At 71.1% G+C, this 26,269-nt stretch carries 23 protein-coding genes; 15 read left to right on the forward strand and 8 right to left on the reverse strand.

What is annotated here, in order from left to right:
- Positions 1–6: 6 nt before the first annotated feature.
- Genes ABD419_RS04625 through ABD419_RS04635 form a run of 3 tightly spaced genes read left to right on the forward strand, consistent with a single transcriptional unit; the run spans position 7 to position 4,097 of the window.
- Positions 7–2,481, forward strand: coding sequence for a TPR repeat domain-containing protein (locus ABD419_RS04625; RefSeq protein WP_344482362.1), 2,475 nt, complete (start codon positions 7–9; stop codon positions 2,479–2,481).
- 46 nt (positions 2,482–2,527) lie between these two features.
- Positions 2,528–3,232, forward strand: a complete 705-nt coding sequence (locus tag ABD419_RS04630) for a hypothetical protein (protein ID WP_344482364.1) — start codon at positions 2,528–2,530, stop codon at positions 3,230–3,232.
- A 25-nt stretch (positions 3,233–3,257) separates the two neighbouring features.
- Positions 3,258–4,097, forward strand: coding sequence for an RICIN domain-containing protein (locus ABD419_RS04635; protein ID WP_344482367.1), 840 nt, complete (start codon positions 3,258–3,260; stop codon positions 4,095–4,097).
- Here the strand turns inward: ABD419_RS04635 and ABD419_RS04640 are convergent.
- Both ABD419_RS04640 and ABD419_RS04645 read right to left on the reverse strand, forming a co-directional pair.
- Positions 4,084–4,506, reverse strand: a complete 423-nt coding sequence (locus ABD419_RS04640) for a hypothetical protein (RefSeq protein WP_344482370.1) — start codon at positions 4,504–4,506, stop codon at positions 4,084–4,086. The genes ABD419_RS04635 and ABD419_RS04640 overlap by 14 nt on opposite strands.
- Positions 4,507–4,582: 76 nt before the next feature.
- On the reverse strand, positions 4,583–4,993 hold the full coding sequence (locus ABD419_RS04645; protein WP_344482373.1) for a winged helix-turn-helix transcriptional regulator: 411 nt from the start codon (positions 4,991–4,993) through the stop codon (positions 4,583–4,585).
- A gap of 87 nt (positions 4,994–5,080) precedes the next feature.
- Here ABD419_RS04645 and ABD419_RS04650 point away from each other — a divergent pair, with 87 nt between their 5' ends.
- Positions 5,081–5,896 carry an SDR family oxidoreductase gene (locus ABD419_RS04650; protein ID WP_344482376.1) on the forward strand — a complete coding sequence of 272 codons (816 nt, stop codon included), beginning with the start codon at positions 5,081–5,083 and terminating at the stop codon, positions 5,894–5,896.
- Positions 5,897–6,004: 108 nt separating this feature from the next.
- Here the strand turns inward: ABD419_RS04650 and ABD419_RS04655 are convergent, their stop codons facing one another.
- Entirely contained in the window at positions 6,005–7,243 is a 1,239-nt protein-coding gene (locus tag ABD419_RS04655; protein WP_344482379.1) for a serine hydrolase domain-containing protein, read from the reverse strand.
- 524 nt (positions 7,244–7,767) lie between these two features.
- On the opposite strand from ABD419_RS04655, the gene ABD419_RS04660 reads away from it, so the two are divergent.
- The 5 genes from ABD419_RS04660 to ABD419_RS04680 all read left to right on the forward strand — a co-directional run bounded on the left by ABD419_RS04660 (position 7,768) and on the right by ABD419_RS04680 (position 12,975).
- Entirely contained in the window at positions 7,768–9,327 is a 1,560-nt protein-coding gene (locus tag ABD419_RS04660; protein ID WP_344482382.1) for a family 43 glycosylhydrolase, read from the forward strand.
- A gap of 81 nt (positions 9,328–9,408) precedes the next feature.
- Positions 9,409–10,884: a family 43 glycosylhydrolase gene (locus tag ABD419_RS04665; RefSeq protein WP_344482385.1), complete on the forward strand. Its 1,476-nt coding sequence runs from the start codon at positions 9,409–9,411 to the stop codon at positions 10,882–10,884.
- A 387-nt stretch (positions 10,885–11,271) separates the two neighbouring features.
- Positions 11,272–12,018 (forward strand): hypothetical protein, encoded by a 747-nt coding sequence (locus ABD419_RS04670; protein WP_344482387.1) that lies wholly within the window; start codon positions 11,272–11,274, stop codon positions 12,016–12,018.
- A gap of 5 nt (positions 12,019–12,023) precedes the next feature.
- Positions 12,024–12,623, forward strand: coding sequence for a zinc metalloprotease (locus ABD419_RS04675; protein WP_344482390.1), 600 nt, complete (start codon positions 12,024–12,026; stop codon positions 12,621–12,623).
- Positions 12,610–12,975: a hypothetical protein gene (locus ABD419_RS04680; protein WP_344482393.1), complete on the forward strand. Its 366-nt coding sequence runs from the start codon at positions 12,610–12,612 to the stop codon at positions 12,973–12,975. Before ABD419_RS04675 ends, ABD419_RS04680 begins: the two co-directional genes overlap by 14 nt.
- A gap of 168 nt (positions 12,976–13,143) precedes the next feature.
- Here the strand turns inward: ABD419_RS04680 and ABD419_RS04685 are convergent, their stop codons facing one another.
- Positions 13,144–14,355: an MFS transporter gene (locus ABD419_RS04685; protein ID WP_344482396.1), complete on the reverse strand. Its 1,212-nt coding sequence runs from the start codon at positions 14,353–14,355 to the stop codon at positions 13,144–13,146.
- A gap of 471 nt (positions 14,356–14,826) precedes the next feature.
- Here ABD419_RS04685 and ABD419_RS04690 point away from each other — a divergent pair, with 471 nt between their 5' ends.
- On the forward strand, positions 14,827–15,786 hold the full coding sequence (locus tag ABD419_RS04690; protein WP_344482399.1) for an MBL fold metallo-hydrolase: 960 nt from the start codon (positions 14,827–14,829) through the stop codon (positions 15,784–15,786).
- A 306-nt stretch (positions 15,787–16,092) separates the two neighbouring features.
- Positions 16,093–16,905, forward strand: a complete 813-nt coding sequence (locus ABD419_RS04695; protein WP_344482402.1) for an NmrA family NAD(P)-binding protein — start codon at positions 16,093–16,095, stop codon at positions 16,903–16,905.
- A gap of 123 nt (positions 16,906–17,028) precedes the next feature.
- On the opposite strand, the gene ABD419_RS04700 is transcribed toward ABD419_RS04695, so the two are convergent.
- The gene (locus tag ABD419_RS04700; RefSeq protein ID WP_344482405.1) at positions 17,029–17,889 is read right to left on the reverse strand and encodes an SDR family oxidoreductase; all 861 of its coding nucleotides are present in this window, start codon (positions 17,887–17,889) and stop codon (positions 17,029–17,031) included.
- Positions 17,890–17,988: 99 nt separating this feature from the next.
- Here ABD419_RS04700 and ABD419_RS04705 point away from each other — a divergent pair, with 99 nt between their 5' ends.
- The 4 genes from ABD419_RS04705 (at position 17,989) to ABD419_RS04720 (ending at position 23,276) form a co-directional block, all read left to right on the forward strand.
- On the forward strand, positions 17,989–18,387 hold the full coding sequence (locus tag ABD419_RS04705; protein WP_344482407.1) for a winged helix-turn-helix transcriptional regulator: 399 nt from the start codon (positions 17,989–17,991) through the stop codon (positions 18,385–18,387).
- Between the two features lie 106 nt (positions 18,388–18,493).
- Positions 18,494–19,591, forward strand: a complete 1,098-nt coding sequence (locus ABD419_RS04710; protein ID WP_344482410.1) for a PP2C family protein-serine/threonine phosphatase — start codon at positions 18,494–18,496, stop codon at positions 19,589–19,591.
- A 92-nt stretch (positions 19,592–19,683) separates the two neighbouring features.
- Positions 19,684–22,653, forward strand: a complete 2,970-nt coding sequence (locus ABD419_RS04715) for an RICIN domain-containing protein (RefSeq protein WP_344482412.1) — start codon at positions 19,684–19,686, stop codon at positions 22,651–22,653.
- Positions 22,654–22,898: 245 nt separating this feature from the next.
- Positions 22,899–23,276, forward strand: coding sequence for a glyoxalase superfamily protein (locus ABD419_RS04720; RefSeq protein ID WP_344482415.1), 378 nt, complete (start codon positions 22,899–22,901; stop codon positions 23,274–23,276).
- Positions 23,277–23,539: 263 nt separating this feature from the next.
- Here the strand turns inward: ABD419_RS04720 and ABD419_RS04725 are convergent, their stop codons facing one another.
- The 3 genes from ABD419_RS04725 to ABD419_RS04735 form a co-directional block, all read right to left on the reverse strand.
- Entirely contained in the window at positions 23,540–23,902 is a 363-nt protein-coding gene (locus tag ABD419_RS04725; RefSeq protein ID WP_344482418.1) for a RidA family protein, read from the reverse strand.
- 238 nt (positions 23,903–24,140) lie between these two features.
- Complete coding sequence (locus ABD419_RS04730; protein ID WP_344482421.1) at positions 24,141–25,082, reverse strand: aldo/keto reductase; 942 nt, start codon at positions 25,080–25,082, stop codon at positions 24,141–24,143.
- Between the two features lie 158 nt (positions 25,083–25,240).
- The gene (locus ABD419_RS04735) at positions 25,241–26,191 is read right to left on the reverse strand and encodes an anti-sigma factor RsbA family regulatory protein (protein ID WP_344482424.1); all 951 of its coding nucleotides are present in this window, start codon (positions 26,189–26,191) and stop codon (positions 25,241–25,243) included.
- Positions 26,192–26,269: the final 78 nt, after the last annotated feature.

Consider the following 26,269-nt stretch of genomic DNA (forward strand, 5'->3'; position numbering starts at 1 on the left):
GACCCCATGCCGAGCATCCCCACCGTGGGCAGCCTGCACATCCCCGTCTCCACCGCCGTCGTCGAAACCCTCCGCGACCTCGCGACCGAGCTGGACGCCAAGTCCGGCAGCATCATCGGCCGCGGCTCCGACGTCATGGAGCAGATGAACTCCACCGCCGTCGAGTTCTCCGAACTCGTCTCCGAGCCGCTCCGGCGGCAGGGCGCCGAATCGATCGAGGCCGCCCGCAAGGCCATGCAGGGCTCGGTCTGGGGCAGCACCGTCACCGGCCAGTGGGCCGACGACGCCGAGACGTACCAGAAGCTCGCCGAGCGGTACCAGGGCCTGTGGGCCGAGCAGGTCGCGAGCGACTTCGGGGTCACCCCCGCGTCGGCCGGGATCACCGGGGGGATGCCCTCCGACGTGCAGGCCAAGGTCATGGACAACGCCGTCGCCGAGGCCGGCGCGGGCTCGCTCGCGACGTTCCAGGGCGTCATCAACGCCGCGTACGAGCAGTACAAGCTGGACGCCAAGACCGCCGGGTCCCACCTCAAGGGCGGCCCGACCCCCGCGAACCTCAAGTCCCTCGCGGCCGGGGGCGGCGCCTCCTGGGCGATGTTCAACCTCTTCGGCGCGGCCGCCGGCGTCCCCCCGCTCACCGGCCAGGAGGGCAAGGAGTTCGCGGAGTGGCTGCGCGAGTTCATCAACGAGGACGAGGCCCTCCCGGCCGACAAGCGCAAGATGCTGGAGGCGATCCTCGCGCTCGCCGCCGAGGCGAGGGACAAGCAGCAGAACGGCGGCACGCTCACCACCGGGCAGCTCGACTTCCTGGAGCAGTTCTTCAAGGGCATGGAGCAGCCCTGGACCGAGCACAACCCGATCCAGACCGGCGTCCTGTACCTGATCCCCGACATCCTCAAGGGCTCCGACACCCCCGCCGCCGACCAGGCGCTCATCATGGCGGCCATGGGCGGCGGCCTCCTCGCGCTGTCCGACCCGCGCATCGGCGGCGGCGGGGCCCGCATGCCCGGCTCCATGAAGACCCTTGTGGACCACTTCTTCGGCACCGGCGACAAGCCGCCGTACTCGCGCGAGACCGGCGCCGAGCTGCGCGCCCTCGGCAAGTTCTTCGGCGCCATGCGGGACCAGGGCGGGCTCGACGACCTCGAAGGCGGCAAGGAGTACTCGGCGGCCCTGACGCTCGCGATCGCGGACGCCGACTCCTCGTACCGCCTCGGCTCCGAGGACGAGCTCATCAGCGTCCTGGAGGTGTCGACGCGCAACCGCGACGCCAACGCGGCCCTGCTCACCGGCGGCCTCCAGCACCCCGACTACGGCAAGGAGACGCCCGAGCACGTCCTCCGCGGCCTCTTCGGTCCCCAGTGGAAGGACGACGGCAAGGCCGCCGCGGGCCTCATCGACTGGATCGGCGACGACGCCTCCTCGAAGGACCCCGCCGTCGCCGACCGCGCCGCCCAGTCGGCGTACGCCCTGTTCACGACCATGACGAACGAGACGCCCGGCAGCCACTGGGACCAGTCGGCGTACGACTTCTTCACCGACTCCTACGGCGAGATCGGCAGCTTCCAGGACGCCCCGATCGGCGCGGCCAACCCCGAGATCGCCTTCGCCATGGGCAAGACCGCCGCCGGGTACCTCGACTACTTCAGCGCCGCCGACAACAGCGGGGACGACGCGCTCAGCCTGGGCAACCCCGCCTCGCAGATGTACCTGTCGCTGGACACCCGCCAGAACTTCGTCGAGATGATCATGGGCAGCCCCGCCGCGGGCCAGAAGTTCGGCGAGGCCGCCTACGCGCACACGCTCGCCGAGGCGGCCTACGCCGACGCCTGGCAGGACCCGGAGGAGGCCCGCACGCAGGCCAACGAGTCGGGCATGCTCATGGGCCTGCTCGACAACGGCTTCAACAAGGTGTTCACCGAGGCCCAGACCGACGCCGACCGCGCCACCGCGCTCGCCACGCAGCACTCGAACTGGACGCGCGCCGGGGCGGCCGCCGCGAAGGAGCTCATCCTCGAACTGCCCGGCACGCGCTCGCTCGGCCGGCTCGCGCAGCAGGGCGTCAGGCAGCTCACCGAGCTCTTCAAGTGGACGCCGGGCGTGGCCCAGTCGCACAACTTCATCTGGGAGAAGGGCCTCACGCCCGACCCCGCGGACTTCCAGCAGACCTGGGACCGCAGCAAGGAGGAGTGGGACTTCGCCGTCAACCACGCCGTGGCGCAGCAGGCCCTCAAGGACCCCGACTCGGGGATCACGATCGCCGACATCGAGCGGGCCGACCCGCGCCTGGTCGAGAACGGCCGGCTTCGCCCGGCCGACGAGCTGCTGGGCGCCAACGAGGCGCCCGTCAACGGCAGCGTGAACAAGAACCTCGACCACCGCCTCGCCACCGAGGAGCTGCACCGCCTCTTCGGCGACAAGCTGAGCGACAAGCTCAACGAGTACCTGAAGACCTTCGACGCCCAGCGCAAGGACCAGTGATCCGGGAGGGGCGCCCGCCCCTCCCCCGAAACGGAAATCCTCCACTGTGACCCAGACCGACCCGCGCCCGTCGCAGCGCGACCTGCCCGACAGGATCCAGTCGTCCCTCGCGGGCCTGCGCGACCGCATCGGCGCCAACCGCGCCGTCGCGGCCACCGCGGCCGTCGTCGCGGTGGTGCTCCTGGTCGCGGTGGTCGCCGCCGTGGTCGCCGCGAGCGGCGGGGACGAGGAGCAGGCCGATCCCGGCGCCGCGACCACCACGGCCGCACCGGATCAGGAGCGCAGCCCGGCGCCGACGCTGCCCGCCGACGGCGCGTACCTGGTGCGCCAGGAGGCCAGCGGCCTGTGCGTGACGGCCGGGCCCGAGCCGGGCAACGAGGAGCGGACCGTGATGGTCCTGGGCGACTGCGCCGCGACGTACCCGGCGGCCTTCGCGTTCACCGCCGCGAGCTCGGGCGTGTACACGGTCGGCCTCGACTTCGCCGCGGACGACTGGCAGGCGTGCTGGGGCGTCGACGAACCCTCCGACCAGCCCGGCTACCTGAGCGCCGGGTACGAGTGCGCCGACTCCGACCACCAGCGGTTCCAGCTCGCCGGAGCCGGAGACACCGCCTATACCGTCGCCGTCCTCGCCTCGGGCCTGTGCCTGGGGCTCCTGGAGGGCGCCGCCGCCGAGGCGGGCGCGGCACTCGCGACCGCCGCCTGCGACCCCGACGACCCCACCCAGCGGTTCGCGCTGCTGGTCCCCTGAACCCACTCCACTAAGGACCCCTCCCTTGGAACCCTGGCCGCCTCCCGCCCCGCGCGGACCACGGCACCGGCAGCACACGCCGAACGACCTGCCGGCCCGCATCCGACAGACGCTCGAGAAGGCGCGGACGCGCCTGGGCACCAACCGGACCATGGCCGGCGGCGCCGCCGTCGTGGCGCTCGTGCTCACCGTCGCGGTCGTCTGGGCCGTCATGGCCGCCACCGGCGGCGACGAGCCCGAGGCCGCCGCGAACGACACCGCCGAGAGCAGCGCCGCCTCGACCCCGTCCGCCGCGCTCTCGCCCTCGATCTCCCCCAGCCCCTCCCCCTCGCCGTCCGAGTCGCCATCGGCCGAGGAGGAGCCCGACGCCCCGGCCGACACGGCCGAGGAGCCCGAGTCCGAAGCGCCCGAACCGGAACCGGAGTACCCCTCCGACGGCTGGTACCAGATCAAGCAGGAGGCCAGCGGCCTGTGCCTGAGCACCGGGCCCGAGCCGAACAACGAGAGCCGGACGGTGGTCGTGCTGGCCTCGTGCGGCTCCACGAACCCGTCGACGCTCCAGGTCGTGGCCTGGGACGAGGGCGTGTACGTGTTCAACATGCACTTCTCGGACTGGAGCGCCTGCATGGGCGCGGACTACTCCGGCGACCAGGAGGGCCTGCTCATGGCCGCCTACTCGTGCGAGTTCACCGAGACCCAGTTCTGGGAGCTCGACCCGCTCGGCGGCGGCGAGTACCTCATCAAGACCAGCGCTTCGGGCCTGTGCATGGGCATCCTCGACAGCCGCTCCGCGAACGCGGGCGAGCCGACCGCCACCGACTCGTGCGACTCGGGGAACTCGGAGCAGCGCTTCACACTCCAGTAGCGGGCGTGCTTCGCGCTCTCCGCCGGAGTGCGGCCGCGAAGCACACGGCCGCCGCGACGAGCAGCACCGCCATGGTCGGATTGACCCAGCCCGGGACCATCTCGTACCGCACGCCGCCGCATACGAGGTCGCTGCGCAGCGGGATCAGCGACTCCTCCGACCGGAGGAAGTCGCCGTCGAGGCCGTTGAGCACACAGGCGTCGTCGGTGTCGAAGGGGATGACGGCGGTCTGCCCGATCCCGAACCAGCAGACCAGGACCAGCGCGCAGAGGACGGCCGTGCCGGCCGACCGCCAGGCGACCGGCGCGGTCACCGCTCCGCGCCTGAGGCCGACCAGGATCGCGATCAGGACGACGACGGCGGCCAGAGGCAGCACGGGGATGACGAAGAGCAGTTGGGCGAGCAGCACACGGCCTCCCGGGTGAGGGCCGCGGTGTCGCCGCGGCGGACTGCGACCGGACCGGGCCGCCATGCGCCCGGGTCGGTCACCCGCGGCGCTCTTCTATCACGCCGTCGAAGTCCGACCGGTTGGCGCAGATGTCCTCCGCGTTGTCCTTGATCCAGTCGAACATGCCCACGAGGCGGTCGCTGGTGCCGCGGCCGACCTCGTTGAGGCCGTAGGTGACCTTCGGCGGCGTGGACGGCTCGACCTCGCGCCAGACGAGGCCGTCGCGCACGAGGGTGCGCAGGGTCTGGGAGAGCATCTTCTCGCTGATGCCCTCGATGCGCTCGCGCAGCTCGAAGAAGCGAAGGTCGCGCTCGCGAAGGGCGAGCAGCACCCAGATGCCCCAGCGGCTCGTGATGTGGTCGAGCACCTGCCTTGCGGGGCAGTTGGAGTGAAAGACCTCACTGCCGTCCGGCGGCCTGGCCGCCACGGCCTGTTTTCCTCCCGGCATGTCATGAGCTTACCTCGAGGTACGCCCTTCCTGAAAGTAAGTTTCGCTCCTACCTTGGGTGCTGCACCTGCAACGGAAGGAATCCAGATGATCGTCGTCACCGGAGCCACTGGCAACGTCGGCCGCCCGCTCGTCGAAGCGCTCCTCGCCAAGGGCCAGGAGGTCACGGCCGTGTCGCGCGGCGAGGCCGAGTTCCCGCCCGGCGTCGCCCACCGCACCGCCGACCTCGGCGAGCCCGAGACCCTCGCCGCCGCCTTCGCCGGCGCGGACAAGCTGTTCCTGCTCACCCGCGACCACGAGATCGACATCGCGCCCGTGCTCGCAGCCGCCGAGGAGGCCGGGATCGGCCGGGTCGTGCTCCTCTCCTCCGAGCGCGCGGCCACCAGACCGAGCCCCGAGGTCCAGGTATACGACAACGCCCTCACCGCCTCCGATCTGGAGTGGACGATTCTGCGGCCGGGCGGCTTCGCCTCCAACGCGCTCCTGTGGTCGGACTCGATCCGGAAGGAGCGCAGCATGACCGCGCCATTCGGCGACGTGGGCCTGCCGCTCATCGACCCGCGCGACATCGCCGAGGTCGCCGCGGCCGTGCTCACCGAGGAGGGCCACGACTGCCGGATCTACATGCTCAGCGGCCCCGAGCTCATGTCCCCGCGCGGCCAGGCCGCGGCGATCGGCGCGGCCATCGGCGAGCCGGTGGCCTTCACCGAGCAGACGCGGGAGGAGGCGTACGAGCAGTTCCTCGCCTTCTGGCCCGCCGAGGTCGTGGAGGGCTCCCTGGAGGTCATGGGCAGCCCGAGCGCCGCCGAGCAGCGCATCAGCCCGGAGGTGGAACGCCTCCTCGGCCGCCCCGCGACCACGTTCGCCGCTTGGGCCGAGCGCAACGCGGCCGCCTTCCGGTAGAGCGAGGCTTACGGCGGCCGGGCGGTGCGCGGTCCAGCGAGCATGAGACGAAGCCGCGGCCCGACCCCTGACGGGGCCGGGCCGCGGCCGTGCTCGCAGTGCGTCGTTCTAGTCGAGCGCGAACAGCTCCTCGACGGACGAGGCCGTCTCGGGCTGGATCTCGACCTCGGCATCGGCGGCGTCGATGCCGCACAGGGCCGCGGCGATGAACTCGTCCTGGGTGCGCTGGAGCTCCTCCCAGTCGACGTAGCCGTGGGAGTTGTCGAGGTTCCAGGTGAAGGTGGCCTGGCGCTCGCCGTCGAGGGAGTGGAACGAGTAGGTCATGTGCCCGACCCCGCCCCCGTTGTGCCCCATGTACACCGCGTCCGGGTCGTCGGGGCAGCCGGGCTTCACGCCCGCGAACCCGAGGCCGTAGTCGAAGCCCCAGCCGGTGGTGCGGAAGTCGGTGGCCTGCGCGAACTGGTCGGCCGTCAGGAGCGTGCCGTCTGCGGTGGCCCGGTAGAACGCGTTCACGTCGTCCACATCGGAGACCACGCCGCCCGCGGCCCAGAACACGGAGTGGGAGAGCCCGGTCGTGTCCAGGTAGGGGTCGGCGTCGTCGCCGGTGGTGATGTACGGCGTGGTGTGGTCGCCGCGGAAGCCCGCCGAGTTCGTGCGCGGCAGGTAGGTGTCGTCCATGCCGACCGGGTCGAACACGCGGTCGTCGAGTTCGTGCCGGAGCTGGTGGCCGGTGATCTCCTCGATGAGCAGGCCGAGGACCACGTACCCGGTGTTGGAGTACATCCAGCCCTCGCCGGGCTCGAACAGCAGCGGGGCCTCGGTGCCGAGCGCCACGAGCTCCTCGGGGGTGTGGTGCACGCCCATGTCGGTCCGGAGGTCGGCGATCGACCCCTGCGCGAGGGAGGGGAAGAGCTTGATGAAGTGGTCGCCCAGCCCGGCGGTGTGGCCCATGAGCTGGCGGACGGTGATGGTCTCGGTGTACGGCAGCAGGCCTGGCAGGTAGTCCTCGACGGGGTCGTCGAGGTCGAGTTCGCCTTCGGCCTCCAGCTGGAAGAGGACCACCGCGACCATCGACTTGGTGAGGCTCGCGATCCGCACCTGGTCGTCGGCTTCGGCGTCTTCGGCGCCGTCCACGGTGCGGGGGCCGGCGGCCTCCGTCCAGGTCTCGTCGCCGTCGGCCACTGACGCGACGACCGAGTAGTCGCCCACCGCCGCGAAGGCTTCGAGTTTCGCTTCGAGCAGGTCGGGGTCGAGTGCGGGGTCGGGGCACGCCGCGCTCGCGGCGCCCGCGGGTGCCGCGATGAGCGCGAGTGCGGCGAACGCCGCGATAGGTAGGTGTGTTCGCATCACCTGACCCTAGGGGACCAACTGCCCCGTGAGAACCCCCCGGCGCCGGATAAATCCTTGGGCCGCAAGGAGGATGACGAGCGACCGAGCTCCTCCGCAGGGAGGAGTGCAGGCATTGCGCTGTGACTCCGAGGGATCGACGCCGATGAGTGCTCGTGCCTGGACGGGGACGGCCGGATGCCTCCCGCCGCCTCCGACCGCACCCACGAGCGGGGACCGCTGGCGGTCACCCCAGCCACCACCGCCCGCACCCGCGCTCGAACACGAGCGGGAACTCCGGTGCTTCCCCCGCCGCCCCCGGCGGCACTCGCGCAACGCGAACACAATCCTGCAACGTTGTAGATCCGTCTTGTGTTAACGGTAAAACTCGGCTAGGCTGCCCTTACCCATCGATATCCATGTATGCCTCAATACCATCTTTTTCGGGCTTCACGCCCGCGACCGGCCGAGGGCCTCCCGGCAACGCCCCCGGCTCCCCGTCCCGACCGCCCCTCATCGAGGAGGGGCAGAAGGAGTCCGCACCGATGACCGACACGACCATCGAGACCACCGGCCGACCGCCCTCACCCGCGACCGGCCGCCGCACCCGCAGACGACTCACCACCGCGCTCGCGGTGCTCGTGGCGGCCCTGACGACCGCGGCGACCTTCATGCTCGTCACCGCGAATGCCCAGGCAGCCATCACCACCGGGACCTGGTACACCGTCACCTCCCGCCTCTCCGGGCTCGCGCTCGGGATCGAGGGCGGCTCCTCCGCCACGGGCGCACAGCTCGTGCAGCAGACCGCCACGGGCGCGACGAGCCAGCAGTTCCGCTTCATCGACGCGGGTGGCGGCTACTACCGCATCCAGGCCCGCCACTCCAACCTCGTGCTCGACGTCTACGAGTGGAACGCCGCCAACGGCGCCACGATCGCGCAGTGGACCGACCTGGGCGGCACCAACCAGCAGTGGCAGGCGACCGCGACCGGCGACTACTACACCTTCACGAACCGCTTCTCCGCCAAGAACCTCGACCTCTGGGAGCACTCCACCTCCCCCGGCGCCCGCATCTCCCAGTACGACCCCACGGGCGCGGCCAACCAGCAGTGGCTCCTCACCCCGGCCGGCTCGACCCCGACCGACCCGCCGACCTCCGGCAACCCCTCGCAGGGCGAGTGCGCGACGCCGCCTTCGCAACCGGGCTCGATCGGAGGCAGTCTCGCGGCCCACGACCCGGCTCTGTGGGCCGGCTGCACCGGCGAGCCTTGGTACGTGTTCGCCACCGGCGACGCCAACCAGGGCGGCGGCACCATCCCGATCCGCCGCTCCACCAACGGAGGCCAGACCTGGCAGAGCATCGGCACCATCTGGAACGCCAAGCCCTCGTGGATCACGCAGCAGATCTCCGGCGTCTCGAACCTGTGGGCGCCCGACATCCACTACGACGCCGCGCAGGGCCTCTACTACCTCTACTACTCGGCCTCGACCTTCGGTTCGCAGCGCTCGGCGATCGGCCTCGCCACCAGCCCGACCCTCGACCCGAACGCGGCCGGATACGGCTGGACCGACCGCGGCGCGGTCTTCCAGTCGTACGCGGGCAACGCCTACAACGCGATCGACCCGAACATCATCGTCGACGACAACGGCACCCACTGGATGGTCTTCGGCTCCTGGTGGCAGGGCATCCACATCCTCCAGCTCGACTGGCCCTCCGGCAAACCGGCCGCGGGCGCCACCCCGATCCGCCTCGCCACCAAGAGCGGCGGCATCGAGGGCCCCGCGATGATGAAGCGCGGCGACTACTACTACCTGTTCACCTCGATCGGCACCTGCTGCGCCGGGGCGAACTCGACCTACAAGATCACGGTCGGCCGCTCCACCTCCCCCACCGGCCCGTTCGTCGACGCCTCCGGGGTCGACATGCGCAACGGCGGCGGCACGGTGGTCCTCGGCGGCTACGGCAACAACGTGGCCGCGGGCGGGCAGTCCCTGCACCGAGGGCTGATCTCGTACCACGCCTACGGATCGAACGGCGGCTTCACGCTCGACATCGAGCGGATCGAATGGAATTCGGCGGGCTGGCCCGTCTTGAACGGCAGCTGACCAGATCGGCTGCTCCCGGGGCGCACCCTCCACCGGTGCGCCCCTCCCTCACACCTGCAATCACTCCGCTTGGAGCGCAACATGTCCCACACCCTCACCCGAGCACGCGCACTGGTCGTGTTCGCCCTCATAGCCGCGCTGGCGGCGTTCGGCCTGTCGATCGCGACCGCGAAGCCCGCCAAGGCCGCGATCACGACCGGCACCTGGTTCACCATCACGAGCGCCCACTCCGGCAAGGCCCTCGACATCCTGAACGCCTCGACCACCGCCGGCGCGATCCTCAACCAGTACGCGCCGAACCAGTGCACCTGCCAGCAGTTCCAGTTCGTGTCGGTCGGCAGCGGCTACTACAAGATCCAGGTCCGCCACTCGAACCAGGTCCTGGAGGTGTACGAGTGGAACGCCGCGGACGGCGCCACCATCGCCCAGTGGACCGACCTCGGCGGCACCAACCAGCAGTGGTCGGTCACCGAGCACGCCGACGGCACCTTCAGCTTCATCAACCGGTTCTCGGGCAAAGCCCTGGACCTGTGGCAGTGGTCGACCAGCAACGGCGGCCGCGTCTCCCAGTACACCTACAACGGCCTGAACGCCCAGAAGTGGCGCCTCGACGCGGTCCCCGCCAGCGGCGAGCCCACCGTCTCGAACTCCTTGCGCACCAACGGCGCCGACCCGTGGATCGAGTACTGGAACGGCTACTACTACATGTCCACGACCACCTGGGACTCCACGGTCATCATGCGCCGGGCCACCACCCTCAACGGCCTCAAGACGGCCTCGGACACCGTGGTCTGGAACGACGCGGGGAACGCCAGCCGCTGCTGCTCCCACTGGGCGCCGGAGTTCCACCGCATCAACGGCACCTGGTATCTGATGTACACCTCGGGCAACTCGCAGACGAACTTCGACGGCCAGAAACTCCACGTCCTGCGCTCGACCTCGTCCACACCGATGGGGCCGTACGAGTTCATGGCGACCCCGCTCCCCAACCAGTGGAACATCGACGGCTCGTACCTCCAGGTCAACGGCAACCTGTACCTGATGTGGTCGGAGTGGGTCGGCGCCGACCAGTCAATCCGCATCGCGGCGATGTCCAATCCCTGGACCGTCACCGGCTCGCACGTGACCATCTCTCGCCCCACCCTCAGTTGGGAGATCCAGGGCGGCAGGACCAACGAGGCGCCGGCAGTACTCCAGCGCAACGGCCGGACCTTCGTGACCTTCTCGGCCTCCTCCTGCAACACCCCGGACTACAAGCTGGGGCTGCTGGAGCTGACCGGGTCCAACCCGCTTTCAGCGTCTTCGTGGACCAAGACCTCGACGCCGGTGCTCCAGCAGGGCGGCGGCGCGTTCGGACCGGGCCACAACGGCTTCTTCACCTCGCCTGACGGGACCGAGGAATGGCTGGTCTACCACGCCAACACCACCTCCGCGCAGGGTTGCGGATCGACTCGCGAGACCCGGGTGCAGCCGATCACCTGGAACGCCAACGGCACCCCGAACTTCGGGACGCCGCTGCCTACGGGCGTCGTGATCAACGCACCTTCGGGGGAATGACAACGCCCTGAAGCAGGCCGTTGAAGTCTTCGGCAGAGAGTTCGAAGACCGGCGACCCGAGTTGGAGCTCGGAGTCCCGCACCTGGAATCCAGCGGCGGAGCTCCGAGCTTCAACATCGTCGGCCTGAGCTGAATTCACCCGGAAGACCGAGGATCCTGCCGCTGTCCCGCCTGATCACCGCCTCGTGTCCGGGCCCGAGAACTGCTTGACTGATCCTTATCGGACTCGTTCCGTACATCGCCTGCCATGAGGGAGACCGGCCGCGCTGCCGCCGAACCGGAGCGCGCCCGCGTCTCCGAGTGCCGGGCGACCCCCTCGGCACGACAATCGGAAGGCCTGGTCCAATGTCGGACAACGACCCCCCTGCGGGCGAGAAACCAACCAGTATGCAACGGCCCCAACCCAAACGCCCCCGTCTGCTCTCCTTCATCGCGGGAGGGGCCGCCGCACTCGTCGTCGCAGGAGCCACCGCCTGGGCGCTGTGGCCGCAGCCCGAGTCGGACCCCGATCCCTTCCCCGATCAGCCCGAATCGGTCTACCACGCCGCCGAGGTGCGGACCTTCGACAATCTCGGCACCATGACCGCCAGCTCCGCGCTCGTGGTCCACGGGACCGCCGTCGAGGCCCGGCCCGGGGAGACGGTGGTGCTCGACGACGGCTCCGAGGCGTCGGTGACCGGTCGCGAGGTGGTCGTCGAGGTCGACCAGGTCGTCTTCGACCGGTTCGGGATCGAGGCGCCGGAGACCGTGGTCGTCGCGGAAGGGTTCTGGGAGAACGGGATCGGCTACACCCTTGAGGGCATGCCGTGGACCGAGGTGGGCCAGAGCGGCTACTTCTACCTCGCCGGACCGCCTCCGGCGCTGCGCGAGGACGAGCTGTACACCTACGTTCACGAGACCGGGCGGGTGCTGATCGGCACGAGCCTTGAGGTCTCCATCCCCGGCCACTGGCAGGAGGAGGGGCCTTGGGCGACCGCCGATCTCGCCGACGGCGCCTCGACCTCCTTCACGACCGCGATCCAGTCCGCCGCCGAGGCCGCGGAGTCCGGCGAGGCGATTCCGGAACTCATCTCGGTGTGCGTGCCGACTGATCCCGCCGACGAGAACTCGGCACCGCTGTGCTGGGAGGAGTGACGACCATGACCGATACCTCGAAGGTGAAGCCGCCCTTGCGATCCCATTCGATCCGCGTCCTGATGACCGTGGTCGCCGCGGTGTTCGCCCTGCTGGCCGCCTCCGCCGCTCCGGCGCAGGCCTCACACAGCGGCGACTTCGCCGGCGGGCCGCCCGACAACGCCACGCACTACGTCGAGAACATCAACCTCACCGGGTATGCCAGCCAGGCGACGACGCACGGGATCGTCCAGATCGACCGGTCCGTGATGAACGCGACCTACGCCGACGGCCCCGAGATCGACGTCCACGTGCACGACGCCTACTACGGCAGGTCCGGCTCCTGGGCCGGCATGGCGGGATACGCCAACTGCCAGGAGGACGAGTGGTGGTGGGACGGCGACTGCAACGTCTACCGAGTGCGCTACAACCTCTCGTACGCGGCGTCCTACAGCTGGGCGCGATGGCAGAGCCTCGGGTGCCACGAGCTCGGCCACACCACCGGGCTCGCCCACCGGAGCGCGGCCAACGACACGGACAACAACTCCTGCATGAGAAGCACGGTCCTCGCGAGCCGGCCGCGATTCGACTCGCATGACATCGACGCGATCAATGCGCTCTTCTAGAGCGAGGGTCGGGCTGGCGGCGGCGGCCGCTGCGGTGGCCGGCGCGGCCGTGGCGTTCGGCCTCGTGGTCGCGAACCGGCCACCGGACGACTGGCCCGAACGCGAGGCGTTCTGCGAGCAGGCGGCCGCCATGGAGGTCGGCGTGATCGGCATGGAAGAACCGGGCGCGAAGGCCGAAGCGCTCGCCACCCTCGCCGAGACCGCGCCCGACGAGCTCGCCGACGAGTTCGAGGACATCCTGCACGCCAACGAACACGATGACCGCAGCATGATCGACCAGGACCAAGTGCGCCTCGTCGGCGAGTTCATCGAAGAGAACTGCGGTGTCAACCTCCCCGGGACCACCGCCTGAGTACGGCGGAGGGCCATCGGCCCTCCGCCGATTCGGTTCCCGAGAACCGCGCGGTCGGCGCGGTCGGCGCGGTCGGCGCGGTCGGCGCGGTCGGCGAACGACTCGACTACGATCGGCCACCGGCTGCCGGCCACCAGGTATCGGGCCGGGCCGGCCACCGGCCTCGATTCATCTCGCGGTCAGGGACTTCCGGCGTTCGGCGCTCGCCGCTAGAGCGGCGGTGGCGAGGGCGGCGAGGCCCATGGCGACGCCGATCCAGATGGGGGCGGTGAGGCCCCAGTCGGCGCTGATGGCGAGGCCGCCGAACCAGGCGGAGAGGGCGATGCCCACGTTGAAGGCGGCGGCGTTCACCGAGGAGGCGAGGGAGGGGGCGCCTTCGGCGGCGTCGAGGACCCGGGTCTGGAGTACCGGCACCATGGCGAAGCCCGCGGCGCCGATGACGAAGACCATGACCGCGGCCGGGATCGGCGAGTGCGCGGCGAAGGCGAAGACGACCAGCGCGGCGGTGGCGGCGGTGATGGTGCCGAAGAGGGCGGGCATCACGGCACGGTCGGCGAGGCGGCCGCCGAGGAGGTTCCCGGCGGTGAGGCCCACGCCGAAGAGGAGCATGAGCCAAGGGACAGTGGACTTCTCGAAGCCCGCTACCTGCGTGAGGATGGGCTCCAGGAAGGTGATGGCGGCGTAGGCGGCGCCCCAGCCGAGCATGGTGATCGTCAGGACCAGCCACACCTGCGGGCGCCGGAAGACGGCGACCTCGCCGCGCAGGCCCGCGGCGGTGTCGTTGGGTCGCGCGGGCACGAAGAGCAGGATCGCGGCCAGCGCGGCGGCGCCGATCACCGCGATCGCCCAGAACGCGGCGCGCCAGCCGAGCTGCTGGCCGAGGGCGGTGCCGAAGGGCACGCCGATGACGTTGGCGAGGGTAAGACCGGTCATCATGAGCGCGATGGCGCGCGAGCGCTTCTCAGGTGCGACGAGGCTCGCGGCCATGACCGGGCCGATGCCCATGTAGGCGCCATGGCAGAGGGCCGATACGACGCGGCCGACCATGAGCACGGCGTAGGTCTCGGCCATCGCGGAGAGCACGCTGCCGGCGATGAAGAGCGCTATGAGGACCGCGAGCATGGTCTTGCGCGGGAGGTTCACACCGATCGCGGTCATGATCGGCGCGCCGATGGCGACCGAGGCGGCGTAGCCGGTGACGAGGAGGCCCGCGGTGGAGATGGAGACGTGGAGGTCCTCGCCGAGCGGGCCGAGGAGCCCGACCACGACGAACTCGGTGAGCCCGATCCCGAAGGCCCCGAGCGCGAGTGCGCCGATGGCGAGGCTGCGGCGGCGCTTGGTGGCGGCGGGCGCGCGGTCGGGGGCGGTGGTGGTCGACACGGGGGTCCTCTCGGCGTGCGGTCGGGTCGGGGCCGGTTGGGCGGGTCAGGGGCCGGGGCACGGGTGGGGCGGCGGGGTCGGTGTCCTGTCGGGGTCCGGGCGAGACGAGTGTGCCCCCGGAACCCGCCGCCAAGTATTCCCCGGCCCCTGAGATCGGCCCAGTGATTCCGTACGGCCGTTTCAGAATCTGCGCGCGGAGCCGGCAGCGCGCTTCGCACCTCGGCGGTCGGCAGGGCGCCGCACGACTGGGAGCGAGCGCAGATGCGGCGGAAGGTTCCTGCCTCGACGCCCGGCCCGGTCGCCACCTACGACCTTGGTCGGAATCGCGGTGCGGCTTTCGTCGGGAGGCGCTGGCGCGCAAGTCATCCTGGCGGGCGAGGCGGCGGCCGTGACGGGCGGCGAGGCTGGAGCGGTCGGCGGCCGCCTCGCCCGACCGGGCGCGACTGCGGCCGCCTTGAGAAGGGAACCCCCGTGACCAACACCCGTCGTCGTACGCTCATTGCCGGAACTCTGGGAGGGATCACCATCAGCGCTGCAACTTTCGACGCGGCGGCCGCCGAGCCGTCTCGCCAGGTCGCGTTCGGCACCGAGGGGTGCGAACCGGACCTCGACGTGGACTGGCACGCCGGCTGGCCGTCCTCGAAGCACGACCCCGAGCCGGAGATCCAGTCGCACTTCGCCGATGAGCACACGGTCGTGATGCGGCAGAACAAGTCGGTGAACTACGAGGCGCCGTTCATGTTCCTGCTGTTCGGGAACGAGCGGGCGCTGCTGATCGACACCGGGGCCACCCCCGAGCCGGAGTACTTCCCGCTGCGGCGCACCGTGGACGAGCATGTCTCGGACTGGCTCGCGCGGCACCCGCGCCGCAGGTACGAGCTGATCGTGGCGCACACGCACGGGCACGGCGACCACAAGGCCGCCGACGCACAGTTCGCCGACCGGCGGCGCACGACCGTGGTGGGGCCGGGCCTGGAGGAGGTCGTGGCGCACTACGGGTTCGACGACTGGCCGGCGACGCCGCGCGAGGTCGATCTGGGCGGTCGCGTGGTCGACGTGATCCCCGGGCCGGGCCACCACCCGGCGGCGACGGTGTTTTACGACCGGTGGACGCGGCTGCTGCTGACCGGCGACACGTTCTACCCGGGTCGGCTGTACGTGGACGACTGGGCCGCCTTCGAAGCCACTGTGGACCGTCTGGTGGCGTGGTGCGAGGCGAACCCGGTGTCGCACGTGGTCGGCTGCCACATCGAGATGTCGGTCCTGCCGGGCGTCTCATACCCGCGCGGATGGACCTACCAGCCCGACGAGGCGCCGCTGCCGCTCACGGTGGCGCAGCTGCGCGAGTTGCAGACGGCGGTGCGCGAGATCGGCGGCGCGCCCGGGAAGCACGTGTACGACGCGTTCGAGGTCTGGTACCAGGCCGAGTAGCGGCGGCGACGGGCCGGTCGCCACACCAAGCAGTCCGCTCCCGGTCCCCGGCCCCACTCCCCGGCCGACCACCACATCGAGCAGCCCGCCTGCTCGGTCTCCGGCCGCCGCTCCTCTGCGGCCGGAGACCGACCGGACCCGTCGAACGAGCGACAAAAGCACCGCCCGCGAACTCCCTTGCGCCCGGTCTTAGGACCTCCGGAGGAGGCCGAAGGGGGGCTCGCGACCGATGGCGGGCGGCGTTCGCGTTCCTAGCCTTGGACTTCCGCGGACCGCACCCGGTCCGGGGAACCCGAGGAGGAGAACATGACCATCCTGGTCACCGGTGCTACGGGCAACGTCGGCCGCCACCTGGTCGAGCAGCTCGCCGCGGAGGGGCGCCCGGTCCGGGCGCTCACCCGCGACCCCGCGAAGGCGCGGCTCCCCGAGGGGGTCGAGGCGGTGGCGGGCGACTTCGCCGACCTCGCGAGCCTGGAGCGGGCGCTGGAGGGGGTCACCGGGCTGCACCTCATGACGACCTTCGGGCCGAAGAATGTGACCGTGCCGCACAGTGCGCAGCTCGCCTCGGCCGCGCTGGCGGCCGGGGTGAAGCGGGTGACGCTGCTGTGGAACGGGTACCGGGGGCCGGTCGAGGAGTCGTTCGCCGCGCTCAACGCGGTCGAGCTGCATCCGGGCGAGTTCATGTCGAACGCGCTCACCTGGGCCGAGGAGATCCGGGCCGAGGGCGTGGTGCGCGAGGCGTTCGGCCACATCGGGCACGCGCCGGTCCACGAGGGCGACATCGCGGCGGTCGCGGCCGTGGCGCTCACGACCGACGACGTCGCGGGGCAGCGGCTTCCGCTCACCGGGCCGCAGACGCTCAACGTGCCCGACCAGATCGGCGCGATCAACGACGCCATCGGGCGCGACGTGCGGTTCGAGGCCCTGAACGAGGACGAGGGCCGGCTGCGCATGCAGGCGCTGGGGTACGAGGAGGCGACCATCGACTACGTGCTGGGCTGGCGCGAGAACCCGCCCGCGTGGACGACGCGCCCCTCCGACACCGTCGAACGCGTGACGGGCCGCCCGGCGAGGACCTTCGCCGAATGGGCCCAGGAGCACGCGGAGGCTTTCCGCTGAAGGGTCCCGGCCAGGACGGCACTCCCTGGCCGGGACGGCGAAGCGGCCCGCAGACACCCCTGCGGGCCGCTTTCCCCCGTTTGCCGGAAGTCGGCCGCGCCTCGCGCGGCCTGAGCGGTCGGGTCAGACGCCCTTGGCGCCCTGGGCGATCGCCTCGGACACCGGGGTCGTCGGGCGGCCGATGAGCCGCGACAGGTCGCCGGTGCGGGTCGCGAGGAGGCCGCGCGAGATGGCGTCGTCGACGCCGACGAGGATCGGCACGAGCACGCCGGGCAGGCCGGCGCCTTCGAGGATGCCGCGGTGGACCTCGGGGGTGACCCGGTTGAGCGGGAGCTCCTTGCCGAGTCGGCGCGAGGCCTCCGCGGTGAACTGCTCATACGTCCACGCCTCGTCGCCGCTGAGTTCGTACTCGGCGTTCACGTGGCCCTCGCCGGTGAGCACGGCGACCGCGGCCGCCGCGAAGTCGGCGCGGGAGGCGGTGGCGATCTCGGCGCCCTCGGTGGTGCTGGTGAGGAAGCCGCCCGAGGCGAGCGATTGGCCGAGGGCCTCGGTGTAGTTCTCGTGGTACCAGCCGTTGCGCAGGAGCACGTACGGGAGGCCGGAGTCGATGAGGTACCGCTCGGTGATCTGGTGCTCTCGGGCGAGCTCGAAGTCGGCGGCCGGGCCGCCGAGGATGCTCGTGTAGGCGAGGAGCGCGACGCCCGCGTTCTTGGCGGCGTCGATCACGGCCTTGTGCTGCGGCACGCGCTGCCCCACCTCGCTGCCGGAGATGAGGAGGACCTTCTCGCCCTCGCGGAAGGCGTCGGTCAGCGACGCCGGGTCGCTGTAGTCGGCCTGGCGGACCTCCACGCCCAGCTCGCCGAAGCGGCGGGCCTTCGCGGCGTCGCGCACGACGACGGCGATCTCCTCCACGGGGACCTGGTTGACCAGGCCTTCCACCACGAGGGTGCCGAGCTTTCCGGTTGCTCCGGTGACGACGATCATTCGCTGCTCCTTCAAAGTCGGTCGGTGTCGTTCGGTGTGCGACGCGACGATCATTTCACTTTCTAAATGAAAGCACTATCGCGGAGGTAACATGGCGTCATGACCTCCCGTCCCGTTCCGCACGTCCTCAGCGAGTTCCAGGTCCTCGCCGACGGCTGCCCGTCACGCCCGGTCCTCGACCACGTGACCGGGCGCTGGGGCACGCTCATTGTGCTGTCGCTCCACGACGACCCGAAGCGGTTCAGCGAGATCCGCCGCGCGGTCGGGGGCATCAACGACAAGGCCCTGTCCCAGTGCCTGCGCCACCTCGAGCGCGACGGCCTGGTCTCGCGCCACGCCTCCGACGGGTTCCCCTCCCGCGTCGAGTACGCGCTCACGGAGGTCGGCGCCGGCATGGAGGCGCGGCTGCGCGAGATGGTCACCTACCTCTACGAGCAGATGCCCGTCGTCCTCGAAGCCCAGGCCGGGTACGACGCCGCGCACCCGGCGGCGCCCTAGGGCCAGTCCCGCGCGGACCGCGCGCGATGGTCCCACGGCGCCCCGCCGTTGGGGCGAACTGCCCGAAACCGCAGGTGGCGGCCGCGCGTGCGCCTAAACTCGGGCCATGGCGTCGCGGGCCTCGTTCTTCGGAGGGCTGCGGCCGGCCACGGCGATCCCGCTGTGGGTCCGGCTGCTGCCCCTAGTCGCCCTGTTCGGCGCCTCCTTCCTCCAGCTCTTCCGGCCCGACCCGCTGCACGCCGGCATCGCGATGGCGGTCGTGCCCATCCTCGCGGCGTTCGTGCTCGGCCCCGGCTGGACCGCCGGGATCGCCGCCTTCGGGCTCGCCGTCGTCGCCGCCCCCATTCCGGTCTCGCGACGGTTCGACGGCGACGACATCGTGGTCGTCGCGATCGTCTTCGCCACGGCCATCGGCATCTCCTGGTTCCGCCAGCGCTTCGAGGCCGGCCTGGTCACCATGCTCAGCGTGTCCGAGGCCGCGCAGCGCGCGATCCTGCCCGAGCTGCCCGAGCGCGTCGGCGGCCTCGCGTGCGCCGGGTTCTACCGCTCGGCGCAGCAGGGCGCGAGCATCGGCGGCGACCTGTTCGACGTGCGGCGCAGCCCGTTCGGGACCCGGCTCATCCTCGGCGACGTCGAGGGGCACGGGCTCGACGTCGTCGGCGCGGCCTCGATGCTCCTGTCGGTGTTCCACGAGGCGATCCTCGACGAGGCGGAGCTGAGCGGGGTCGCGTGGCGGCTCGAGCGGCGCATCCTCCAGGACTCCGACGAGGGCCACATCCCGGAGCTGTTCGCCTCGGTGCTGCTCGCGGAGTTCTCCGAGGACTGCGACGAGGTGCGGCTGCTCTCGTGCGGCCACCCGTCGCCGCTGGTGCTGCGGGAGGGCTCGGTCGAGGAGGTCGACCTGAAGCCCGCGCCGGTGCTGGGGCTGCGCCTGAACGAGCCGCAGCGGGCGGGCCCGGCGACGAGCCTGCGGTTCGGGATCGGCGACACGCTGCTGGCGTTCTCGGACGGCGTGGTCGAGGCCCGCGACGCGGAAGGCCGTTACTACCCGCTGGTGGACCACCTCGACGGGCTGGTGCCGCCCTCGCCGCGGCGGCTGGTCGAGTTCGTGTGGGAGGACGCCTCGCGGTTCGCGGCGCGGATGGACGACGACGTCTCGATCCTGGCGGTGACCAGGGTGCTCGGGAGCGATCCCGCGGACTAGTTTTTCAATCCGTTAGACGAAGGGTGTTTACAAGCGTTCGTTTCTGTGTGAATATCCAAATGATTCGATTGGCACCCCCGAAGGAGACGACGATGTCATCCCCCCGCCCCCTGCGTGCGCTGCCCTTGCGCCGCAACGGCTCCAGACGCGGCCCGGCCGCGGCGGCCGAGGCCGGGCTCGCCGCCGCCGTCGCCGCGTCGGCCCTGCCGGCCCTGACCGGCGGCCCCGCCAGCGCCGAGGAGACCGCCGCCGACGGCGTCACCGTCGTCCTCGACCCGTCGTATCAGCAGGCCGAGTTCGAGGGCTGGGGCACCAGCCTGGTGTGGTTCGCGAACGCCACCGGCGGCTACCCCGACGAGATCCGCGAGGAGCTCGTGGACATGGTCTTCGGCGACGACGGCCTGAACCTGAACATCGCGCGGTACAACATCGGCGGCGGCAACGCCCCGAACATCGACGACGAGTACCTGCGCGGCGGCGCCGCGGCCGTCCCCGGCTGGTGGGCCGCCCCCGAGGGCACCACCCAGGCGGACAAGGACTGGTGGGACCCCGAGAACCCCGAGCACTGGGACTGGGACGCCGACGCCGCGCAGCGGTGGTGGATCGACCAGGTCAAAGACGACGTCACCCACTGGGAGGCGTTCTCCAACTCGCCGCCGTACTTCCAGACCGTCTCCGGCTACGTCTCCGGCGGCTTCGACGCGAACCAGGACCAGATCCGGACCGACTCGGTCGACGAGTTCGCCGTGTACCTCACCGAGGTCATGGAGCGCGTCGAGGCCGAGCACGGCATCGAGTTCGACACCGTCGACCCGCTCAACGAGCCGAACACGAACTACTGGGGCACCCAGCTCGGCCCGGACGGCGTGCAGCCCACGGGCGGCCGCCAGGAGGGCGCGCACGCCGGACCCGAGCTCCAGCAGCTCGTCATCAACGCCCTCGCGCAGCGACTCTCGGAGTCGGAGCTCGACGCGGTCGTCTCGGCGATGGACGAGACGAATCCGGGCACGTTCGTGCGCAACTGGAACGCGTACACCGAGGAGTCCAGGGACAATGTGGACCAGTTGAACGTCCACACGTACGGCACCGGCCAGCGCACCAGCGCCCGCGACCTCGCGAAGGCCGCGGATCTTCCCTTGTGGATGAGCGAGGTCGAGGGGTCGTGGACCTCGGGCCAGGACTACGAGTCCATGGAGAACGGCATCGGCATCGCCTCGCGGATCACCGACGACCTGCGGGAGCTGGAGCCGACGGCGTGGGTGCTGTGGCAGCCGGTCGAGGACGTGGCCGGCGGGCACAGCTGGGGCTCGATCCAGCTGCCGTTCGACTGCACCGCCGAGGACACGCTGGAGACGTGCCCGATCAAGGTCAACACGAAGTACTACACGATCCAGAACTTCACGCACTACATCGAGCCGGGCGACCACGTGATCGCCACCGACAACGCGGCCGCGACGGCTGCGATCGAGGGCGACGGCAAGGGCGCGGACGTGGTGTACACCAACAGCACCGACGCGGCCGTGGAGGTCACGCTCGACCTGTCGGGATTCGAGCGGATCTCGCGCGGCGCGTCCGTGACGCCCGTGGTCACCAGCGCGGACGGCGCGCTCGTCGAGGGCGCCGCGGTGCGGGTGCGCGGGGACGAGGCGACCCTGACGGTCCCGGCGAAGTCGGTGACCACGTTCGTCATCGAAGGCGTGTCCGGTGTGGCATGTGACATGGCACTGTTCCAGGACGGCCACGTGTACCGCTTCGACGGCGTGCAGAGCGGCAAGTCCATCGCGCCGAACGCGGACGGCACCGGGATCGTCATCGAGACCGGCGACGAGTACGACGGCGCGCAGCTGTGGGCGGTCGAGAAGCTCACCGACGGCTACACCAATGAAGAGCAGTACGCGATCGTCAACGCGGCCACGGGGGCCCGGCTGGCGATCGGCGACGGCCTGGCGGTGCTCGAGCCCGGCGAGGGCGATCCGACCGACGCGGCGAGGTGGTACCTGTCGACCACCGGCGACGGCACGTTCGTACCGGTGAACGTGGGCACGGGCCTGGTCCTCGACGTGTGGGGAGAGGCGACCGCGGACGGGTCGCCGGTGCAGACGTACACACCGACGTCGGCGGCGAACCAGCGCTGGACGGTGACCGACGAGACAGTGCTGCGGGCGCAGCAGGTGAGCGCGTACACGGTGCCCGGGCACGTGCCGGAGCTGCCGGCGACGGTGCCGGGCGTGTACCGCGACGGCGTGCTCGCACTGCCGGTGGAGTGGGACATGCCGCGCGAGTCCACATGGAACCGGGTCAAGACGGTGACGGTGTGGGGCGAGGCGACCGACGCGCTCGGGAACACGTTCCGCGCCAAAGCGAAGGTCGGGGTGGACACGTTCTCCGCGACCGAACCCGCCACCGCGGTGACGTACCCGGGGTTCACGCCGCCGCTGCCGGCGACCGTGACGGCCCTGGGCGACCACGGGACCGAGGCCGCGGTGCCGGTGACATGGGAGGAGCCCGCCGAGGGCGCCTTCGACGAGTACGGGACCGTCGCGATCGCGGGCACCGCGGTCCTCGTGGACGGGACCGAGCTGCCCGCGGTGGTGAACGTCGAGGTCACCGACCCGGTCGAGGCGAACGTGGCGCTCGGCGACGGGGTCGCGGTCTCGGCGACGTACACCGAGCCGGGGTACTCGGTGTCGGGGCTGCGCAACGGGGTCCTGACGGACAAGGCGTGGTCGAACTGGAAGTCCGGGCCGTTCAACACCGAGGAGTCGATCACGGTGGAGCTGCCGGAGGCGCGTGACGTGACCCGGGTGGTCTCGTACTTCTGGAGCGACGGCGGCCGTCCGTCCTATGCGGACACGCTGACCGTGCAGTACCGCGACGCGGCGGGGAACTGGGTCGACGCGGGGTTCGTGGACGTGCCGACCGGTGACGCGCCGGTGATCGACGTGGAGGTGAACGCGAAGACGTCCGCCGTGCGGTTGGTCATGACCGCCGGTTCCGGCGGAACCGCAGGGTGGATCATCCTGAGCGAGATCGAGGTCTACGCGAAGGCTCCGGCCGCTTAGGCGACGGAGGCAAGGCGGGTCGGGGCCCGCACCGCGGTCGGCGGTGCGGGCCCCGTCCGTGTTCACGCCGGGGTGGTGCGGGCAGGGGCCCGGCCGTGTCCGTCTCAGTCGGGGTGCGGGCGGAGGTGTTCGGGTCGTGTCCACGCCGGCCGGGCGAGTGCGGAGGGCGCGGTAGTACGAGGCCGGATTTCCGGGGCCGGTTGTCGGTCCTCGGATCTACGCTGGGGCGGTCGGAAGGGGACGCCATGTCAGATGACCCGATCTCGATCTCGCCGCCGGTGCCGATCCTGCGGATCTTCTCGGTGGAGAAGGCGCGCGAGTTCTACGTGGACTACCTGGGTTTCGAGGTGGCATGGGAGCACCGCTTCGAGCCGAACCTGCCGCTGTACATGCAGGTCGAGCGTGGTGCGGCGGTGCTGCACTTGAGCGAGCACCACGGCGACGGCACGCCCGGCACGGCTTGCTTCGTGCCGATGCGCGGCTTGGAGGCGTTCCACGCGGAACTGGCCGCCAAGGAGTACGCCCACCTGCGTCCCGGGATCGAGGACGCCCCTTGGGGGTCGAAGACGATGACGGTGACCGACCCGTTCGGGAACGAGCTGCGGTTCGACGAGGCGAAGTGACCGCGGGCCGCGGAGGGCGCCCGTGGTCACGGCGGGTGCCCGGGGTCCCGGTAGCGGAGGTCGCAGATATCCTCCCCCGAGCAAGCGCCAGCGCCGCGCGGCAGCGTCGCCGGCACGGGCTCGGCAGGACGCCGATCGCGAAGGCGGCCTGAGCAGACGAGCCACGGTCGGCAGTCCGGCAGTCGGCGAGCATCGATCGCGGGGTAGGCGTACACGGGTGCGCCAAAACCGGCGGTCGGCAAGGTGTCGGTTGCGGAGAGGTTCTACGCGAGTGCGCCGAGGTCTGCGATCGCCTCGATCTCGATGCGGAAGCGCGCGTCCACGAGGTTGCTGACCTCGACGAGGCTCGCGGCGGGGCGCGGTTCAGGGACGGCGGCGAGTACCGCCTCGCGGAACGGCCGGAGGTCGCCGATGTCGCGCAGGAAGTAGGTCACCTTGACCACGGCGGCCCAGTCGAGGCCGTGCGTGTCAAGATGCGCCGCGATCTTGGCGAGCACAAGGCCGGTCTGCTCGGTGACGTCCTCGGGCACGGTGCCGTCCTCGCGGAGCGGGATCTGTCCGGAGATGAAGAGCAGCGGCCCGCTCGCGGTGCGGGTGTCGCTGTAGGTGCGCGGGGTCTGGGTCACGGGGACCATGATCCACCCTGCCGGCCTGTCCGCCCGTGCGGGCCGGTGAACGGCCGAGCGAGTTGATGCACGACCCACCGACCTACCGAGCGGGCCGGTCGCCGGCAAGTCCGCATCCGAGACCGTGCGCTCGCCGTGCTGTCGGACCGTCTGCATTCCGAACATCGGCGCACTGTTCGGAGTGCAGACGGAAGGGCGAACGGGCCGGATGACGACCGGCCTCGCCCACGCGCAGACCCTAAGCGCCGAAGGCGTCCGAGAGGGCGGTCAGGCCGTCGGCCTCGTCCGCGGTGAGATCCAGTTCGACCGAGGCCAGGAGCGGGGCGAGCTGGTCGAGTTCGCGGGCGCCCGCGATCGGGGCCGCGATGCCTGGGCGGGTGCGCGCCCACGCGAGGGCGACCGAGGCGATGGCGACGCCGCGGTCCTTCGCGATCTCGTCGAGGCGCTCGATGATCGCCAGGCCGGCGGCGTTCAGGTGCTTGCCCGCGGAGCCGCCGCGCACCGACTGCTCCAGGTCGGCCTCGGTGCGGTACTTGCCGGTGAGGAAGCCGCTGGCGAGCGCGTGGTACGGGAAGACGCTGAGGTCCTCGGCGACGGCGATGTCGCGCAGGCCGGGCTCGAAGGTGGCGCGGCTGACGAGGCTGTACTTGGGCTGCAGGGCGACCGGGCGGGCCGCGCCGATGCGTTCGGCGATGTCGAGCCACTCGCGCAGGCGCTCGGGGCTGTAGTTGGAGACGGCGACATGCTTGACCTTGCCGTCGGTGACCAGGGCGTCGAAGGCGGCGACGGTCTCCTCCAGCGGGGTGTCGGCGTCGTCGAAGTGGGCGTAGTAGACGTCGATGGCGTCGGTGCCGAGGCGCCGGAGCGAGGCTTCGGCGGCGGCCTTGACGTTGGCGGCGCAGAGGCCCTTGTACTCGGGGTGCTGCGAGACCTTGGTGGCGATGAGGAGCCGGTCGCGATGCTTGGCGAGCCAGGTGCCGATGACGGTCTCGGACTCGCCGCCGGCGTTGCCGGGCGCCCAGGCCGAGTAGGAGTCGGCGGTGTCGACGAGGGTGCCGCCGGCGTCGGCGAACGCGTCGAGGATCCGGTGGACCTCGGCCTCGCCGGTGGTCCAGCCGAAGGTGTTGGTGCCGAGGACGAGCGGGTAGATCTCGATGCCGGTCCTGCCGAGCGTGGCCATGCGTGACCTCCGTGGTCGATTCCCGGGGCGCGCGGTCGCGCGCCGCCGCGGCCCGGCGGGACCGGGCCGATTTCCGAAGCGATTCTTTCATACACCCTGGGCACGGCGCGCCGGAATCCAGACGGCCGTGCGAGTGACCTGTCCGGCGAATCGCCGCGTCAGAGGTCGAGCAGCGAGAGGTGCAGGCGCGTCTCCGTGCCGAGTGCGCTGGTGTGGGTGCGCAGGAGGTCGACCACGGAGTTGACGAGCAGCAGCCCGCGCCCGAAGGGCTGCGCGGCGTCGACCGGGCGGCGCCCGGCGAGGGGGTCGGTGATGTGGCCGGCGTCGGTGACGGCGCAGACGAGGTCGCGGTCGTCGGTCCAGATCCGCATCGCGGCGGTGCCGCCGCCGTGGAGGACGCTGTTGATGAGCAGCTCGGTGACGGCGATCTCGAGGTCGATGAGCTGTATGCCGGAGAGGCCGGCGCGGCGTCCGAAGGCGACGGCGAACCAGCGGGCGTTGTCGATCGTGGCGGCGTCGACCTCTCTCGCGATCGCGCGCTTCGGCGGCGGTTCGAGCGGGGCGTTGCACTCGCTGACGATGCGGCCGGGGTCGAACTCGTCGCTCGCGCGGTCGCCGGCCCGGTCGGTGAGGTGCGGATGGGTGGCGCGGAGGTCGGCCAGCGCTCGCGTGCCGAGGCCGGCGACGTCGTGGGGGCAGAGCATGGCGACGTCGCGGCCGGCGAACGCGTAGTTGATGAGCGCCTCGTGCTGAGCGCACGCGGGGTACTCGTCGTCGGTGCGGCCCGGCCAGGTCGACTCGCCCACCACCCAGGCCCGCCGGCCGGCGTATGCGTCGGTGAACGCGCGCAGCACGCCGGGGATGATGCGGCCGGGGTTCGCGCCGACCTCCGACATGTTCAGCAGCCTGACCCGGTCTACGTCGCCGCCGAGGGCCTTGCGCATCAGGTCGAAGCGCTCGACGGGGACCGCTATCGCGACCGGGGCGTCGAGGACGAGCGCCTGCTCGATGAACGCCATGGTCCCGGTGAGGTATTCGTCGTCGCCCGAGTACTGGAGTGCGGTGTGCCTGAAGGGATCGCCGGTCGCGGGACCGGCAGCGGCGGTCAACTCGGATCTCCTTCGATCGCAAGGATGCTGACGGGGATCTGCTCCGGCGTCGGGAATCGGAGCGAGGTGGAGCCTTCA

Origin of the sequence: Glycomyces endophyticus, assembly GCF_039531525.1 — a bacterium.
Classification (GTDB): Bacteria; Actinomycetota; Actinomycetes; order Mycobacteriales; family Micromonosporaceae; genus Glycomyces; species Glycomyces endophyticus.